Annotated in this window: 16 protein-coding genes and 1 pseudogene; 12 read left to right on the forward strand and 5 right to left on the reverse strand. The window is 74.0% G+C overall.

Translation table 11 applies throughout. The features are described 5' to 3' along the window. Positions 1-309, forward strand: a pseudogene (locus tag ACZ60W_RS18335) (ABC transporter); the annotation flags it as partial. After that, complete coding sequence (locus ACZ60W_RS18340) at positions 306-1,094, forward strand: ABC transporter permease (RefSeq protein WP_469756347.1); 789 nt, start codon at positions 306-308, stop codon at positions 1,092-1,094. The pseudogene ACZ60W_RS18335 and the gene ACZ60W_RS18340, both read left to right, overlap by 4 nt. 157 nt (positions 1,095-1,251) lie before the next feature. Here the strand turns inward: ACZ60W_RS18340 and ACZ60W_RS18345 are convergent, their stop codons facing one another. From ACZ60W_RS18345 to ACZ60W_RS18355, 3 genes are all read right to left on the reverse strand, one after another. Then, entirely contained in the window at positions 1,252-2,154 is a 903-nt protein-coding gene (locus ACZ60W_RS18345) for an aminoglycoside phosphotransferase family protein (RefSeq protein ID WP_469756348.1), read from the reverse strand. Positions 2,155-2,253: 99 nt separating this feature from the next. Continuing rightward, entirely contained in the window at positions 2,254-2,952 is a 699-nt protein-coding gene (locus ACZ60W_RS18350) for a copper homeostasis protein CutC (protein WP_469756349.1), read from the reverse strand. Positions 2,953-3,004: 52 nt separating this feature from the next. Further along, positions 3,005-3,991, reverse strand: a complete 987-nt coding sequence (locus ACZ60W_RS18355) for a hypothetical protein (protein WP_469756350.1) — start codon at positions 3,989-3,991, stop codon at positions 3,005-3,007. A 193-nt stretch (positions 3,992-4,184) separates the two neighbouring features. Here ACZ60W_RS18355 and ACZ60W_RS18360 point away from each other — a divergent pair, with 193 nt between their 5' ends. From ACZ60W_RS18360 to ACZ60W_RS18405, 10 genes are all read left to right on the forward strand, one after another. Further along, complete coding sequence (locus ACZ60W_RS18360; RefSeq protein WP_469756434.1) at positions 4,185-4,469, forward strand: heavy-metal-associated domain-containing protein; 285 nt, start codon at positions 4,185-4,187, stop codon at positions 4,467-4,469. A gap of 307 nt (positions 4,470-4,776) precedes the next feature. After that, a complete protein-coding gene (locus ACZ60W_RS18365) occupies positions 4,777-7,041 on the forward strand; it encodes a heavy metal translocating P-type ATPase (RefSeq protein WP_469756351.1) in 2,265 nt (754 codons plus the stop codon). Positions 7,042-7,075: 34 nt separating this feature from the next. Beyond that, the gene (locus ACZ60W_RS18370) at positions 7,076-7,357 is read left to right on the forward strand and encodes a metal-sensitive transcriptional regulator (protein WP_189834861.1); all 282 of its coding nucleotides are present in this window, start codon (positions 7,076-7,078) and stop codon (positions 7,355-7,357) included. A gap of 251 nt (positions 7,358-7,608) precedes the next feature. Next, positions 7,609-7,998, forward strand: coding sequence for a BlaI/MecI/CopY family transcriptional regulator (locus tag ACZ60W_RS18375; RefSeq protein WP_469756352.1), 390 nt, complete (start codon positions 7,609-7,611; stop codon positions 7,996-7,998). Next, the gene (locus tag ACZ60W_RS18380) at positions 7,995-8,906 is read left to right on the forward strand and encodes a M56 family metallopeptidase (RefSeq protein ID WP_469756353.1); all 912 of its coding nucleotides are present in this window, start codon (positions 7,995-7,997) and stop codon (positions 8,904-8,906) included. The genes ACZ60W_RS18375 and ACZ60W_RS18380 overlap by 4 nt, the downstream gene beginning before the upstream one ends. Positions 8,907-9,028: 122 nt before the next feature. Further along, positions 9,029-9,508 (forward strand): GNAT family N-acetyltransferase, encoded by a 480-nt coding sequence (locus ACZ60W_RS18385; protein WP_469756354.1) that lies wholly within the window; start codon positions 9,029-9,031, stop codon positions 9,506-9,508. A gap of 250 nt (positions 9,509-9,758) precedes the next feature. After that, on the forward strand, positions 9,759-10,619 hold the full coding sequence (locus tag ACZ60W_RS18390) for an SAM-dependent methyltransferase (RefSeq protein ID WP_469756355.1): 861 nt from the start codon (positions 9,759-9,761) through the stop codon (positions 10,617-10,619). Between the two features lie 110 nt (positions 10,620-10,729). Beyond that, positions 10,730-11,161, forward strand: a complete 432-nt coding sequence (locus tag ACZ60W_RS18395) for a Fur family transcriptional regulator (RefSeq protein WP_469756356.1) — start codon at positions 10,730-10,732, stop codon at positions 11,159-11,161. Positions 11,162-11,260: 99 nt separating this feature from the next. Then, the gene (locus tag ACZ60W_RS18400) at positions 11,261-12,292 is read left to right on the forward strand and encodes a LuxR C-terminal-related transcriptional regulator (protein ID WP_469756357.1); all 1,032 of its coding nucleotides are present in this window, start codon (positions 11,261-11,263) and stop codon (positions 12,290-12,292) included. Between the two features lie 169 nt (positions 12,293-12,461). Next, positions 12,462-13,514 (forward strand): helix-turn-helix transcriptional regulator, encoded by a 1,053-nt coding sequence (locus ACZ60W_RS18405; protein ID WP_469756358.1) that lies wholly within the window; start codon positions 12,462-12,464, stop codon positions 13,512-13,514. A gap of 123 nt (positions 13,515-13,637) precedes the next feature. Here the strand turns inward: ACZ60W_RS18405 and ACZ60W_RS18410 are convergent, their stop codons facing one another. Together ACZ60W_RS18410 and mshA are read right to left on the reverse strand one after the other, a co-directional pair. Continuing rightward, positions 13,638-13,841, reverse strand: coding sequence for a hypothetical protein (locus tag ACZ60W_RS18410; RefSeq protein ID WP_469756359.1), 204 nt, complete (start codon positions 13,839-13,841; stop codon positions 13,638-13,640). Positions 13,842-14,059: 218 nt separating this feature from the next. Then, positions 14,060-15,364 (reverse strand): D-inositol-3-phosphate glycosyltransferase, encoded by a 1,305-nt coding sequence (gene mshA / locus ACZ60W_RS18415; protein ID WP_469756435.1) that lies wholly within the window; start codon positions 15,362-15,364, stop codon positions 14,060-14,062. Positions 15,365-15,445 lie beyond the last annotated feature (81 nt).

Below are 15,445 nucleotides of genomic sequence, written 5' to 3' on the forward strand. Positions count from 1 at the left end.
CCCGAAGAACTCAAACGCCTCGTCCCCGGCGGCCACATCCGCCTCCGCTTCACCCACCCCGACACCTACCGCACCGCCACCACCCTCTGGGACAAAGCCACCCACGACGACCAGGCCCTCACCCTCCACATCCCCGGCGACGGCAGCCAGCACACCCTGCGCACCCTCCTCGACCGCCTCGACACCGCCGGCATCGAAGCCGACGAACTCACCGTCCACACCCCCGACCTCGACGACGTCTTCTTCGCCCTCACCGGCACACCCGACATCCCCGGCCAGCAGAACCCGACCAAGGAGAACGTCCGATGAGCTCCCTCTCCCTCGCCGTCCGCGACTCCTCCACCATGCTCCGCCGCAACCTCCTGCACGCCCGCCGCTACCCCTCCCTCACCCTCAACCTCCTCCTCACCCCGATCATGCTGCTCCTGCTCTTCGTCTACATCTTCGGAGACGCGATGAGCGCCGGGCTCGACGGCGGCGGAGGCCGCCCGGCCTACATCGCCTACATCGTTCCCGGCGTCCTGATGATGACCATCGGCGCCACCACCGTCGGCACCGCCGTCTCGGTCTGCACCGACATGACCGAGGGCATCGTCGCCCGCTTCCGCACCATGGCGATCCACCGCGGCTCGGTCCTCTTCGGACACGTCGCCGGCAGCGTCCTGCAGTCGATCGCGAGCGTGGTCCTCGTCGGCGGCGTCGCGGCGGCGATCGGCTTCCGCTCCACCGACGCCACCGCCCTGGAGTGGCTGGCGGCCTTCGGTCTGGTGGCCCTCTTCGCCCTCGCCTTCACCTGGATCGCCGTCGGTATGGGCATGGGCAGCCCCAACGCCGAGGCCGCCAGCAACAGCGCCACGCCCCTGATCCTGCTGCCGATGATCTCCAGCGCCTTCGTCCCGCTGGAGACCATGCCGGGCTGGTTCCAGCCCATCGCCGAGTACCAGCCCTTCACCCCCGCCATCGAGACCCTCCGCGGCCTGCTCCTCGGCACCGAGATCGGCGCCGACGGCTGGATCGCCGTCGCCTGGTGCCTGGCCCTCACCGCACTCGGATACCGCTGGTCCAAGGCCCAGTTCGACCGCGACCCCCGGTAGGAGCCGCGGTGACGCGGGCGGAAGCGCCCCGACGGCCGGACGACCCGGCACGAGCAGGACCCCCTCCCCCGGCCCGGAGCCGCGAAGGCCCGTCACCGCCGTCCCCGACGGCGGTGACGGGCCTTCGTCGTGCCCGCGGGACGTTCTCGGGTACGGGTCAGGAGGCGGCGGCGAACTCCGCCAGGGCCTCGGTGCGGGTACGGCGGGCGACCTCGGCGAGGACCGGGTTGCGCACCCGGTAGAAGTGCTCGGTGACCAGGCCCCAGGCGAGGGCCCAGCCGCGGCCGCGCGCCCAGGTGGCGTCGTCGGCGCCGGACGCCTCGCGGAAGAGGTCCCGGGTGCCGGCCGTGAGCAGCGTCCAGGCGGGCATCATGTCGCAGGCCGGGTCGCCGGTGCCGAGACCGCCGAAGTCGATGACGGCGCTGAGACGGCCGTCGCGGGTGAGCAGGTTGCCGGGCAGCAGGTCGGAGTGGACCCAGACGGGGTCGTCCTCCCACTGCGGCAGGCGCAGCACCGACTCCCAGGCGGCGGTGGCCGGTTCCGCGTCGACGGCGCCGTCGGCGGCGAGGTCGCGGATCGCGCCGGGGAGGTGGCCGTCCTCCCACGCGGTGACCGGGCCGCCCCGGAACGACCGGGGTCCCCCGCGCGCGTCGATGCCGCGCAGGGCCCGTCCGAAGCGGCCCAGGGCGACGGCCGCGTGGGCGTGGTCGGTGACGGGGGCGTCGAAGGCGTCGGCGCCGTCGAGCCAGCGGTAGACGGACCAGGGCAGCGGGAAGCCGTCCCCCGCACCGGCCCGTCCCACGGGCACGGGGACGGCCAGCGGCAGGTGCGGGGCGAGGAGGGGCAGCCAGCGCTGTTCCTTCTCCACCTGGTGCGCCGCGGAGGGCACGCGGGGAAGGCGTACGACGAGGTCGTCGCCGAGCCGGAACATGGCGTTGTCGGTGCCGGCCGAGTCCACGGCCCGGACCGGGAGCCCGGCCCAGGCGGGGAAGCGGCGGGCGACGAGCCGCGCGACGAGGGCGGGGCCGGGTTCGTCGGGTCGCGTCGGGGTGGCTGCCATGGCGCGGAGGGTAGCGGCCGTCCCGCCCGTCCGGCGAGGCGATTTCCCTCGGGGGGACGGGCGGTCGGGCGGGGTGGAGACCGGTCGTCTCCGGGGGGCCTACGCGTCGATCGCGGCGCGCCAGGTCCGGACGGCGTCCGCGGACACCGGTGCGGTCCAGCCTTGCGGCCGGGCGGCGCCGCCGATGTGGAAGGCGTCGAGTCCGGCGGCGCGGAGCTCGGGAAGGTGGTCGAGGCGGAGGCCGCCGCCGACGAGGACGCGGGCCTCGTAGCCGGGCTCGCCGGTCCGCGCGGCCTCGGCCTTGAGGGTGGCGAGGCCGTCGTCGACGCCGGTGGCGGAGCCCGCGGTGAGGTAGGTGTCGAGCCCGGGGAGGTCGGCGAGCCGCTTGCGCAGGCCGTCGCGGTCGGCGGCGCGGTCGATGGCCCGGTGGAAGGTCCAGCGGCAGCCGTCGAGGACGGTGATCAGCCGTTCGACGGCCACGAGGTCCGGCTCGCCGTCCGGGGTGAGGAAGCCGAGGACGAACTCGTCGGCGCCTGCCTCACGGAGTTCCGCGGCCCGTGCGACCAGGGCGTCGACGCCCTCGGGGCCGCCGGCCGAGAATCCGTCGGAGAGCCGGAGCATCACCCGCAGCGGGATGTCGACGGCCGCGTGGATCGCGGCGAAGCGCGCCCGGGACGGGGTGAGCCCGTCCGCCGCCATGTCGGTGACGAGTTCGAGGCGGTCGGCCCCGCCCGTCTGGGCGGCGACCGCGTCTTCCTCGTCGAGGGCGATCACCTCAAGGACTGCACGGTTGCTCATCGAGCCCATTCCTCCACGCAATGCCGGCTACAGGTCTAGTCCAATGACCAGACTAGCCGTGCGCGTGGCCTCCCGCACCGTGCGTGCCCCCGTCGGCCCCGGGAACGGTCGCCGGACCGCTCGCACCGGCGGCCCCCGCCGTGACGGTGAAGGCAGCCGTCCGCACCCTGCCCTGGTGCTGGAAGTCCAGGAAGAGACGGTACGTCCCGGCGCTCGGCGCGGTCGCCGTGAAGGACACGTCCGGGCCGGGGCCGCCCTCGTTCGGGTGCACGTGCAGATAGGCGAGGTCGCCGGAGCGCAGGGCGACGAGGTGACCGTACGCCCCGAGGTACGGCTCCAGGTCGGTGACCGGCTTCCCGCCCTTGGTCACGGTGAGGAGGAGCTCGCCGGCCTTCCCCGGGTCCAGCGTGCCGCCGAGCCGGACCTGGTAGCCGTCGACGGCGGCGGTCGCGGCGGCGGCCGGCAGCGGCTTCGGCGCGTACGCCCCCGGCACGGAGAGGTCGGCGCCGAGCGTCACGCCCTCGGCACCGGGGGCGGCGGGCCTGAAGTCGGCGAAGGCCTTGTAGCCGCCGGCGGCCGGAAGGTCCGCGGTCACCGACCAGGTGCCGTCGGCGGCCTTGACCGGGTGCAGGTGCCGGAAGGTGGTGAGGTCCCGCGACGCGACGATGAAGTGCAGCTCCTTGCCGTGCTCGGTGGTGAAGGCGGTGACCTTCCGGCCCGCCGCGTCCTTGATCGAGAACTTCAGGACGCTCCGGCCGGCCGCGGGCGTCGGCGTCTCCAGGGCGAGCGTGTAGCCGTCCTGGGAGACCTGGAGCCCCCCGGGAAGCTCCGCTGCTCCGGCGGCGTCCGCGGTCGCCCCCTCCTCGTGACCCCCGTGCCCGTCGGCGGCCGGGCTCTCCGAGGGCGCGGCCGCGTGCTCCCCGTGCCCGGCCTTCGCCGGCTCCTCGACGGGACCGCCCCCCACGCCCACCCCGTACGCGGTCCCGAAGGTCGCGGCGAGCGCGGCGGCATAGGCAGTGATCTTCACTCCGGTGTTCATGGCTGCTCTCCCGTGCGTGGGTGGACGTGGTGCGCCGTGGCACCGCCTTCAATGCACTTCACCATACCCCCAGGGGGTATCAAGTCAAGTCGTGGATCCGCTTGCGGACTCATACGACCGGGGGGTATACATGGACTCACGACAGATACCCCCCTAGGGTATCCGTGAAGTGGAACCGACCGAGGAGGAAGCCATGGGCTCCTGCTGCACCCCCGACAACAGCTGCTCGACCACCGGTGAGACCACCGCCACCGCGGTCGCCGACAGCACCGTCACCGTCTACGCCGTCTCCGGCATGACGTGCGGCCACTGCAGGACCGCGATCACCACCTCCGTCGGCGCGCTCGACGGCGTCATCTCCGTCGACGTCGACGTCGACGGCGGCCTGGTGACCGTCACCACCGGCGGCGAGCCCGACGACGCCGCCATCACCGCCGCCGTCGACGACGCGGGCTACGAGCTCACCGGCCGGGCCTGACCCCGCGCCGGGCCGACCGCCACCCACCGGCATCCCCCGTCCCGGTACCCCGGTCAGCCCGGCCCCCGGCCCCCAGGGCGAGTGAGCCGAAGGGGCGCGCCGGGGGAACAGAGCCGGACGCGCGCAGGCCCGCGAGGAACGAGCGGGCCGAGCACGACCGGCTCTGTGAGCCCGGCACCAGCGCCCCGGAGGCGAACCGAGCCCCGGACAAAGGGGCACCAGCGCCCCGGAGGCGAACCGAGCCCCGAACAAAGGGGCACCAGCGCCCCGGAGGCGAACCGAGCCCCCAGAAAAAGAGGAGCAGGAAATGACCACGACCACTCCGGGCAGCGCCCAGGTCGAGCTCGCCATCGGCGGCATGACCTGCGCCTCGTGCGCGGCCCGCATCGAGAAGAAGCTGAACCGCATGGACGGGGTGGAGGCCACCGTCAACTACGCCACGGAGAAGGCGAAGGTCACCTTCGACGCCGACATCGACGTCGCCGACCTGATCGCGACGGTCGAGGCCACCGGTTACACCGCCGCCGAGCCGGAGCCGGAGCGGCCCGCGGGCGGCGGCGAGGACGGGCCGTCCGACGAGGAGCGGGCGGACGAGGAGCTGCGTCCCCTCCGGCAGCGGCTGGTCACGGCCGTCTCGCTGGCCGTGCCGGTGATCGCGATGGCGATGGTCCCGGCGCTGCAGATCGAGTACTGGCAGTGGCTGAGCCTGACGCTGGCGGCGCCGGTCGTGGTCTACGCCGCCTGGCCGTTCCACCGGGCCGCCTGGACCAACGCGCGGCACGGCGCGGCGACCATGGACACCCTGATCTCGGTCGGCACGATCGCCGCGTTCCTGTGGTCGCTGTGGGCGCTGTTCTTCGGCACCGCCGGCACCCCGGGGATGACGCATCCCTTCGAGTTCACGATCGCCCGTTCCGACGGGGCCGGGAACATCTATCTGGAGGCGGCGGCCGGCGTCACCGCGTTCATCCTGGCCGGCCGGTACTTCGAGGCGCGCTCGAAGCGCAAGGCGGGCGCCGCGCTGAAGGCGCTGATGCAGCTGGGCGCGAAGGAGGTGACGGTCCTCAGGAACGGCCGCGAGGTCACCGTGCCGACGGCCGAACTCCAGGTCGGGGACCGCTTCCTGGTCCGTCCGGGCGAGAAGATCGCCACCGACGGCACGGTCGTCGAGGGCTCGTCCGCCGTGGACGCGTCGATGCTGACCGGCGAGTCCGTCCCCGTGGAGGTCGGCGTGGGCGACGCGGTGACGGGCGCCACGCTGAACGCCGGCGGCCGGCTCGTCGTCGAGGCGACCCGCGTCGGCTCGGACACCCAGCTCGCCCGGATGGCGAAGCTCGTCGAGGACGCGCAGAACGGCAAGGCGGCCGCCCAGCGTCTGGCCGACCGGATCTCCGCGGTCTTCGTGCCGGTGGTCATCGCGCTCGCGCTCGGCACGCTCGGTTTCTGGCTCGGCACCGGGCAGGGGCTGACCGCCGCGTTCACGGCGGCCGTCGCGGTCCTGATCATCGCCTGCCCCTGCGCCCTCGGTCTGGCGACCCCGACCGCCCTCATGGTCGGCACCGGCCGCGGTGCGCAGCTCGGCATCCTCATCAAGGGGCCGGAGGTCCTGGAGACGACCCGCAAGGTCGACACGATCGTCCTGGACAAGACCGGCACGGTCACCACGGGCCGGATGACGCTGCTCACGGTGCACTCCGCCGAGGGCACCGACGAGTCGGACGTGCTGCGTCTCGCGGGCGCCCTGGAGCACTCCTCCGAGCACCCGATCGCGCAGGCGGTGGCGGCCGGGGCCGCCGCCCGGGTGGGCACGCTGCCCGCCCCGGAGGACTTCGCGAACATCCCCGGCCTCGGCGTGCAGGGCGTCGTCGACGGACACGCCGTCCTCGTCGGCCGCGAGAAGCTGCTCGACGAGTGGGCGATGGCCCTCCCCGCCGGGCTGAAGGCCGCGAAGGACGAGGCCGAGCGGGCCGGCCGGACCGCCATCGCGGTGGCGTGGGACGGCGAGGCGCGCGCGGTCCTCGAGGTGGCCGACGCGGTCAAGGAGACCAGTCCGGAGGCGATCCGGCGGCTGCGGGCCCTGGGGCTGACCCCGATCCTGCTCACCGGTGACAACACGGCGGTCGCGGAGGCCGTCGCGGCCGAGGTCGGCATCGACGAGGTCATCGCGGAGGTCATGCCGCAGGACAAGGTGGACGTCGTGAAGCGGCTGCAGGCGGAGGGGCGTTCGGTCGCGATGGTCGGCGACGGCGTCAACGACGCGGCGGCGCTCGCGCAGGCCGATCTGGGTCTGGCGATGGGCACGGGCACGGACGCCGCGATCGAGGCCGGGGACCTGACCCTGGTCCGGGGCGACCTGCGGGCGGCGGCCGACGCCATCCGGCTCTCGCGCCGGACGCTGGGGACGATCCGCTCGAACCTCTTCTGGGCCTTCGCGTACAACGTGGCCGCGCTGCCGCTCGCCGCGGCGGGGCTGCTCAACCCGATGATCGCGGGCGCGGCGATGGCCTTCTCCTCGGTCTTCGTGGTCGGCAACAGCCTGCGGCTGCGCGGCTTCCAGGCCGCCGACCGCTGACACCCCCTTCCCGCCGAACCCCGAGGAGCCCGCCGTGGCCGGTTACGGACAGCACAAGGAAGACATCATCAGACGCCTGCGGCGCATCGAGGGCCAGGTCAGGGGGGTTCAGCGGATGGTCGACGAGGACGTCTACTGCATCGACGTCCTCACCCAGGTCTCGGCGATCAACGCGGCTCTCCAGTCCTGTGCGGTGGCCCTCCTGGACGAGCACCTGAGCTGCTGCGTCACGGAGGCCATCGCCCAGGGCGGGGACCAGGCGAAGGAGAAGGTGGGCGAGGCGTCGAAGGCGATCGCCCGGCTCATCCGGACGTAGGGACCGCGGGGGGTCGACCGCCCTGGGGCGAAGGACAGCCGGCGGAGAGCCTGACGCTCAGGCGGAGACAGAGCCCGAGCACCTGCCGGAGGAGCACCAGCTCCGCCGAGCCGGGCAGGCCGGGGCCGCAGACCTTCGCGCAGGGGCGGTTCCTCATGGGGGTCGACATCCCGCCATCGTACCCCTGGGGGGTATACCTGGGGCGGGGAGGCGGACCGTACGATGAACCGCCCAGGGGGAAGGGGATCCATGTGCGCCGGCTGGGAGAGCTGGAGGCCGAGATCATGGACCGGCTGTGGGCCTGGCGACGGCCCGCCACGGTCCGCGAGGTCGTCGACGACATCAACCGGGAGCGCAGGGTCGCCTACACGACCGTGATGACCGTCGCGGACATCCTGCACCGCAAGGGCTGGCTCCGCCGAGAGAAGGCCGGCCGGGCCTGGCTGTACGAACCGGTCCGCGGCCGCGAGGAGTACACGGCCGGCCTGATGCGGGACGCCCTCGGCGACAGCCGGGACCGCCCGGCCGCCCTGCTCCGCTTCGTCGAGGCCATCTCGGACGAGGACATGGCCGCCCTGGACGCGGCCCTGCGCGCCGCCCGCGGGACGGCGTCCGACGGCCCGGCCGGGGGCGCCGCGTGAACCACCACGTGCTCGTCCCGCTCGGGCTGGTCCTGCTGACCGGCTGTCTCGTCCCCTGGCTGGTGGTCCGGGCCCGCTGGGCCCAGCAGGCCCCCCGGCTGGCGCTCGGCGTCTGGGCCGCCTGCGGCGCCGTCTTCGCGGGCGCCACGGCCCTGCTCCCGGCCCAGATGGTCCTGACCAGGGAGAGCAGTCACCGGCTCACGGACATGGCGCTCACCCTGCGGCCGCCCACACCCGCGCAGTGGGGCGCGCTCGACGGACGCGAGACGCTCGCCCTGGCGCTCGCGCTCGCCGTCCTGGCCGTGCCCGCCACCGCCTTCGCCGGCCGGCTGCTCCGCGCCCGCCGGGTGCGGGTGCGGCACGCCGGGGTGCTGCGGCTGGTCGGACGGTACGACCCCGTCCTGCGCGCCACCGTCCTCGACGACGACCGGCCCGCGGTCTACTGCCTGCCGGGCCGCTCGCGCCGGGTCGTCGTCACCTCGGGCGCGGTCGACACCCTGACCGCCGCCCAGCTGGGGGCGGCGCTGGCCCACGAGCGGGCGCACATCGCCGGACGGCACCACCTGCTCGTCGCGGCGGCCGAGGCGTTCGCCGCCGTCTTCCCCCGCCTTCCGCTGGCCCGGCACGGCGGCGGGGCCGTCCCGCTGCTGCTGGAGATGGCCGCCGACGACCGGGCGCTGCGCCGGTGCACCCGCGACGCGCTGGCGACCGCGCTGTACGCGCTGGCCTCGGGGCGGGCGCCGCGCTCGGCGTTCGCCGCGGGCGGGCCGTCGGCGGCGCTGCGCATGCGCCGCATCCTCATGCCGTACAGCGCCGGACATCCCGTTCTGCGCGGGCTGTTCACGATCGCGGCGGCGACGCTCGCGATGACCCCTCTGATCGTCGCCTGCTGCGCGTTCCCCCGGTAATGGTGAACGTCCGTATTTACTAAGCGAATTCGTAGATTTCGCATCGGTCACGGAGCGTCGAATTCGCCGCTATCGTGGGTACGTTGGGGCTTGGACACGGCACGTCGAAGGGTGCAAAACCAATGCAGCTCGCTGGCGTTCGCACGGCAGCGGCCGGCGACGCGACGACGATATCCAGGCTGCTGGCCGACATCATCCGGAGCAGCTACGCCGGAATACTGGACGAAATCCCGATGCGACGGCTGATCTCGGCCCAATGCGCACTCCCCCGCATACGCGCGGAAATTGAAATTCCGGGCGGAGCGCCCGGTTGGCTCGGCTGGCTCGTCGCCACGGACTCCGGGGGCGCGGTCGTGGGCATGGCCGCGGGCGGCGTCCCGGTGCCCGGCGAGGGCGAGGTGTACGCGCTGGCGGTCGCGCCCGGCTCCCGCCGCAACGGCGTCGGGACGGCCCTGCTCGGCGCGGCGAGCGAGCGGATGCGGGCCTACGACGCGCACGAGCAGCGCGTGAAGCTCCCGGTCGACGCCGACCCCGCCCTCCCCTTCTACGCCGACCAGGGGTTCACCCCGCTGGGCCCCGGCCGCCTGGCCAGGCCGCTCTAGGGCCTCCGCTCCGGGGGCCCGCCCCGGGACGCCGGTCCGCTCCGGAGGCCCGGTCCGGAACGCGACCGTGGCAGATCCACGCCATCGCGTGTTCACGCAGCCCGATCCGGTGGATCGGCGCTCCCTCCCCCGGTCACGATGGGTCCAGCGGCGCGGTCCCGGCGGCACGGGTACCTCGTCCGGACGGCATGGACCGAGCGAGCCCCTGGAGGAGCGGATGCACACACCGAGCGGCACTTCCCTGCCCGTCGTGCCCGCAGCGCTCGCGCCGGTCCTGCCGTCCCGATACGACCGCGGCGCGGAGCCCTCCCCCGGCTCCGGCGTCCGGGTCACCGCGGACACCCTGCCCGGGCTGGAGTCGGTCTCCCCCGCGGACGAGGGCTCCGTGTGGCTGCACGACGCCCTGCTCGGCCCGCACAGCGCGGACATCGTCCGCTATCTCGGCCTCGCCCGGTCCACCGGCGGACCCGTCCTGGACCTCGGCTCCGGAGCGGGGCGGCTCGCCGTCCCCTTCGCCCGCCACGGCTTCGCCGTGGAGGCCGTGGACCGGGACCCCTCGGCCCTGGAGCGCCTCGCCGGCTGGGCCCGCCGGATCGGCCCCCAGGTGGCCGGGCTCGTCGTCACCCACCGGGCCGACCTCACGGAGCTCCGGCTCGACCGCAGCTACCGGCTGGCGCTCCTGGCGGGCGCCATGGTCGCCGCCGTCCCGCCGGCGAGCAGGCCGGCGCTGCTGCGGGAGGTCGCCGCCCACCTGGAGACGGGCGGGGCGCTGGCCCTGGACTACACGGCGCACCGGATGCCGGGGCTGATCGCGGAGCCGCAGCGGACCTGGGCCTTCCAGGTGCCCCGCTTCGACGGCATCGACGAGTGGGTGGTGGCGCGGCAGGTCTTCGACCTGCCGTCGATGAGCGAGCGGATCACGTACTACGCGGCCCGGACCGGGAAGCTGTCCACGGAGAGGGTGGTGCTGACCACCGACAAGTGGATCGTGGACCCGGAGCGGCTGGCGGCCGAGCTGCACGCGGCCGGACTGCACGTCGAGGGGCGGCGCCGGCACCGGATCGACGACCGCACCGAGAGCGTCCTGCTGGTGTGCAGGACCGGCGACTGACCGGGCGGAACGGCCGAAGGACGCCTGACGGGGTTGGCGGGCAAGAGGTACGATGCCCACAAATGTTTGAGCCGACCAGGCGGCGCGGACGGGCGGAGAAGAGGACGGTCGTGGAAGAGCCGACGGGCCGCGAGGCGGTGATCCAGCGCCTGCGCGACGTCGGGCTGCGGGTCACGGGTCCGCGCCTGGAGGTGCTCACGGTGCTCGCCGCCGGCGGCCATCTCGACGTCGAGGCGATCACCACCACGGCCCGCGAGCGGCTCGGCACGCTGACGAGCCAGGCCGTGTACGAGATGCTGCGGCACTTCCAGGAGACCGGCCTGGTCAGCAAGTTCGACCGGCCGGGTCTGCCCGCCGTCTTCGAGATCTCGGGCCCGGCCCACCAGCACGCCCTGTGCACCGGCTGCGGCCGCGTGGAGAACGTGACCGCGGCCGCCCCGGAGCCGCCCCGCCGCGCCCTTCCGCAGTGGCGGGTGGACGACGCGGAGATCGTCTTCAAGGGGCTGTGCCCCGACTGCCGGGCGAGCGCCTCCCCTGCCTGAGGCACGGTCAACTCCGTGCGTGTCGTTGGAATATGTGGCAGGGTCTAGCGGGGCGATTCATCAGGGATCCGGTGGGATCCGAGGGGAGTCAGCTGCGCCGTGTCCAGAAACGCCGCCGTGACCCGCGTGGGGAGCGAACAGGCCCTCGCCCTGTACCAGGAGCTGCGGGCGCGCCCCGACACCGGCTTCGACGAGGTGGCGGACCGGTTCGGCCTCTCCGCCGAGGAGCGGCGGCGCTGCCTCGACGAACTCGTCTCCTTAGGACTGACCACCGCCGCGGACCCGGCCGCCCTCGCCACCCCCACCCGCGTCGTCGACCCCGACGTCGCCCTGCTGCGGCTGCTGCGCCGCGAGCGTGACCGGCTGCGGGACCGGCTCGCCGCCACCAGCCGGGCGCACACCGCGATCGAGGCCCTCGCCGGGCCGTTCCTGCGGGCCGGCACCGCCCCGAGCTCCGAGGTCGAGGTGGAGATCGTCACCGACCCGCAGCGGGTGGCGCGTGAGCTGGCGGAGCTGACGCGGTCGGTCCGCGGCGCCGTCCACGTCATGCACACGGGCTCGGTCCGGCGCGACGACATGGCCGCCGAGCTGGAGCGGGACCGCTCGCGGGCGGCCCGCGGGGTGCGGGTCCGCGCGATGTACAGCCGCCGGGTCGGCACCGTCCCCGAGATGACCCAGCACCTGGCGGACCGGGCCGCCCTCGGCGTGGAGCTGCGCCTCTCGCCCGTCGTCCCGATGAACATGGTGCTGGCCGACGAGAACTTCGCCCTGCTGCCGACCGATCCGCACGACCCGGGCTCGCCCGTCATCCTCGCCCGCGGCCCGGGCCTGGTCCGCTCCTACCTCGCGCTGTACGAGTACTGCTGGCAGGCGGCCTCCCGGTACGGCGAGGAACCGGGCGAGAGCGGCGGCGACGGCCTGTCCGACCAGCAGCGGGCCGCGCTGCACATGCTGGCGTCCGGTATCAAGGACGAGCAGATCGCGCGCAGTCTCGGGGTGTCGCTGCGGACGGTCAGCCGGCTGCTGTCGGAGGTCATGCAGGAGCTCGGCGCGGCCAGCCGCTTCGAGGCCGGGGTGAAGGCCGCGCGGCTCGGCCTGCTGGACGGCGAGGGGCCGGAACCCGTGGCCTAGTACGAGGAGTTCACATGGCACGGAACAGACGCGCGGTGCGCGGGGACCGCATCGACCACGGCCGCCCCGCACACCGCGCGATCCGCACCGGCTGCACCACGGATGCCCGCCGAGCCGTATGACAGGGTGAGGGCGGGGCGACTCGGAGGATGAGGGGGGTCACTTCGCCATGGTCACTGCGGGCGACGGCATCGGGGACGGCGCGACCGACGTCCTGCTGGCCGTGTACCAGGAGCTGCGCCGCCGTGGCGTCTCGGACTTCGAGGAGGTCCGCAGGACGCTGGGGCTGGCGGCGGAGGAGTACGAGCGATGTCGCGCCGAACTCCTCGCCCTGGGTCTGATCGTGCCGACGGGGCAGGCACACGCCACGGTCACGGCCGTGCAGGACGGCAGCTGGCGGTCCGAGACGGACTCGGTGGCGGCGATCGATCCGGAGATCGCGCTGCTGCGGCTGCTGGAGCGGGAGCGGGAGCGGCTGCGGGAGCACCTGGCCGAGGCGGACGAGGCGTACGGCACGCTGGAGATCCTCGCCGGCTCCTATCTGCGGGCCGAGGCGCTGACCCGGGCGGAGGCGCACGTCGAGGCGCTGACCGACTACCGCAGGATCCAGCAGGCCATCGAGGACATCACGGACGTGATGCAGGAGAGTTCGGCGGCGCTGCACCCGGGGACGCCGGGCCGGCAGAACCCGGACCGGATGCTCGACCGGGACCGGCGCCAGATCGCCAACGGGGTGCGGGTGCGCGCCATCTACGGGCGGCAGGAGGCGACGGACCCGCACATGGAGAAGTTCCTCGGGCAGCGGGCCGAGCTGGGGGTGGAGATCCGGCTGGCCCCGGTCGTGCCGATGAACCTGATCATCGCCGACCAGCAGTTCGCGCTGGTGCCGATCCGGCCCGAGGAGCCGGGCGAGGGCGCGATCCTGGCGCGGGGCAGCGCGCTGGTGCGGCCCTATCTGAGCCTGTACGAGCACTGCTGGCACACGGCGACCCCGTACGGGGTGGAGGCGGCGACGGAGGCGGGCGGGGACGGCCTGTCGGAGCAGCAGCGGGCGGCGCTGCACATGCTGGCCTCGGGGATGAAGGACGAGCGGATCGCGCGGACGCTCGGGGTGTCGCTGCGGACGGTCAGCCGGATGATCTCGGAGCTGATGCAGGAATTGGGGGCCACGAGCCGATTCGAGGCGGGGGCCCGGGCGGTGCGGCTCGGCTGGCTCGACTGAGGAGTGCGCGGGGTTCTCCGTGAAAGGCCGGAATCACGGAAAACACCGGACCCCGCGATCGTGGCAGCGATCACGGGGCCGGAAGGTCACGTATTGCCGGGAGTAATGCCCGGGGAAATGACGTCAGTTGGTGGGGCTGGGGGTCGGCTTCGGCGGGGCGACCGGCCATCCGTTGTCGTCCGCGACGCCGGCGACGGTCTGCGGGACGACGGGGGCGGCGTCCGGCGAGACGGCGAGGGCGGCGCCACCCGCGACGGCCGTACAGGCGACCATCGCGACCAGGAGCTGACGGGCGGCCTTGGTGAGGCGGGCGTTCTGCGCGGACATGATTCCTCCAGGATTCGGAATGGGGATTTCCGCCTTCCGGGGGCCCGTGCCGCCGGGCGTTCCCTGAAGACATCTCCATACTGTCCCGCCCTCGAGAACGAATCCAGAGATGCTCGCTGCGTGGACCCGCCATGGCGTGGATGCGTCAATGCGCCTTTCCCACAACGGAATTGAGGCATCCGGAGCTCGCCATACCTTTGGTTGAACCAAAAGAGATGCTAGACTTGTGCTACGGCCTTCTCGTTCCTCCAGGAGAGAGGGGCCGCCGGGGCAGGGGCGTGCCGCCGCCCCTGCCCCACCCTTCCGCGCACGGCAGCCCGGCGCGTCTCCGCCAGCGCCCCCCGGTACACCTCGACCGTCCGCGCGGCGGACGCGCGCCAGCTCATCCCGCCCGCGTGGTGGACCGCCGCCTCCCCCATCGTCTCCACCGCCTCCGGACGGGCCGCAAGCCACCGCAGCCGGCGGGCGTACTCCACCGGGTCGTGTCCGCGCACCAGCAGCCCCGTCACCCCGTCCCACACCGCCGTCGGCAGCCCGCCGACCGCCGCCGCGAGCACCGGCGTCCCGCACGCCTGCGCCTCCAGGGCGACCAGACCGAACGACTCGCTGCGCGACGGCACCACCAGGACGTCGGCCGCCCGGTACCACTCCGCCAGCGCGGCCTGCGGGACCGGCGGCAGGGGCCGCAGCACGTCGACGACGCCCAGCTCCTCCGCCAGCCGCCACACCGTCCCCTCCCGGGTCGCGCCCGAGTGCCCCCCGATCACCGGCACCAGCAGCCTGCGACGCAGCCCCGGCGCCTCCCGCAGCAGCTCGGCGACCGCCCGCACCAGGACGTCCGGCCCCTTGAGCGGCTGGATGCGGCCCGCGTAGAGCGGCACGAACGCGTCGGCCGGCAGCCCCAGCCGCGCCCGCGCGGCCGCCCTGCCCTCGCCCCGGTGGAAGGTCCGCAGATCCACCCCGGGCCGGACGACCTCGGTCCGCTCCTCCTCCGCCCCGTACAGCGTGCGCAACGCCCCTGCCTCGGCCGCGGTGTTGGCGATCAGCCGGTCGGCGGCGCCCACCACCTGGTGCTCCCCGCGCACGCGCAGCTCCGGTTCGGGCGTGTCGCCCGCCGCCAGCGAGGCGTTCTTCACCCGCGCCAGCGTATGGGCGGTGTGCACGAGCGGCACCCGCCAGCCCACCGAGGCGATCCGGCCCGCCTGCCCCGAGAGCCAGTAGTGCGAGTGGATCAGGTCGTACCGCCGCTCCTCCTTGAGCAGCGCCAGCGAGAACGGCACCACCAGGTCGGGCATGGCCTCCTTGGGCAGCGGGCCGCGCGGCCCCGCGTGCAGATGGCGCACCCGCACCCCCGGCGCCGGCTCCACGACGCGGGGCCGGTCCTCGCCCCGGCAGCGGGTGAACAGATCGACCTCCAGGCCCTGTTCGGCCAGGGCACGGGAGAGTTCGACCATGTAGACGTTCATGCCGCCGGCGTCCCCCGTCCCGGGCTGGTGGAGCGGGGAGGTGTGGACGCTGAGCATGGCGACGCGCAGGGACACGTGGAACTCCTGAGGAGTGGGGGGCCACGTGTCCCTGCGCGTCGCTGGCGCGCACGGTCACGC

It is taken from the genome of Streptomyces sp. NPDC104202, from assembly GCF_055584185.1.

Excerpts from the sequence above, each read along its gene's own strand:
- ACZ60W_RS18340 (WP_469756347.1), top strand. The coding sequence starts at position 306 with ATGAGCTCCCTCTCCCTCGCCGTCCGCGACTCCTCCACCATGCTCCGC.
- ACZ60W_RS18345 (WP_469756348.1), bottom strand. The coding sequence starts at position 2,154 with ATGGCAGCCACCCCGACGCGACCCGACGAACCCGGCCCCGCCCTCGTC.
- ACZ60W_RS18350 (WP_469756349.1), bottom strand. The coding sequence starts at position 2,952 with ATGAGCAACCGTGCAGTCCTTGAGGTGATCGCCCTCGACGAGGAAGAC.
- ACZ60W_RS18355 (WP_469756350.1), bottom strand. The coding sequence starts at position 3,991 with ATGAACACCGGAGTGAAGATCACTGCCTATGCCGCCGCGCTCGCCGCG.
- ACZ60W_RS18360 (WP_469756434.1), top strand. The coding sequence starts at position 4,185 with ATGGGCTCCTGCTGCACCCCCGACAACAGCTGCTCGACCACCGGTGAG.
- ACZ60W_RS18365 (WP_469756351.1), top strand. The coding sequence starts at position 4,777 with ATGACCACGACCACTCCGGGCAGCGCCCAGGTCGAGCTCGCCATCGGC.
- ACZ60W_RS18385 (WP_469756354.1), top strand. The coding sequence starts at position 9,029 with ATGCAGCTCGCTGGCGTTCGCACGGCAGCGGCCGGCGACGCGACGACG.
- ACZ60W_RS18405 (WP_469756358.1), top strand. The coding sequence starts at position 12,462 with ATGGTCACTGCGGGCGACGGCATCGGGGACGGCGCGACCGACGTCCTG.
- ACZ60W_RS18410 (WP_469756359.1), bottom strand. The coding sequence starts at position 13,841 with ATGTCCGCGCAGAACGCCCGCCTCACCAAGGCCGCCCGTCAGCTCCTG.
- mshA (WP_469756435.1), bottom strand. The coding sequence starts at position 15,364 with ATGCTCAGCGTCCACACCTCCCCGCTCCACCAGCCCGGGACGGGGGAC.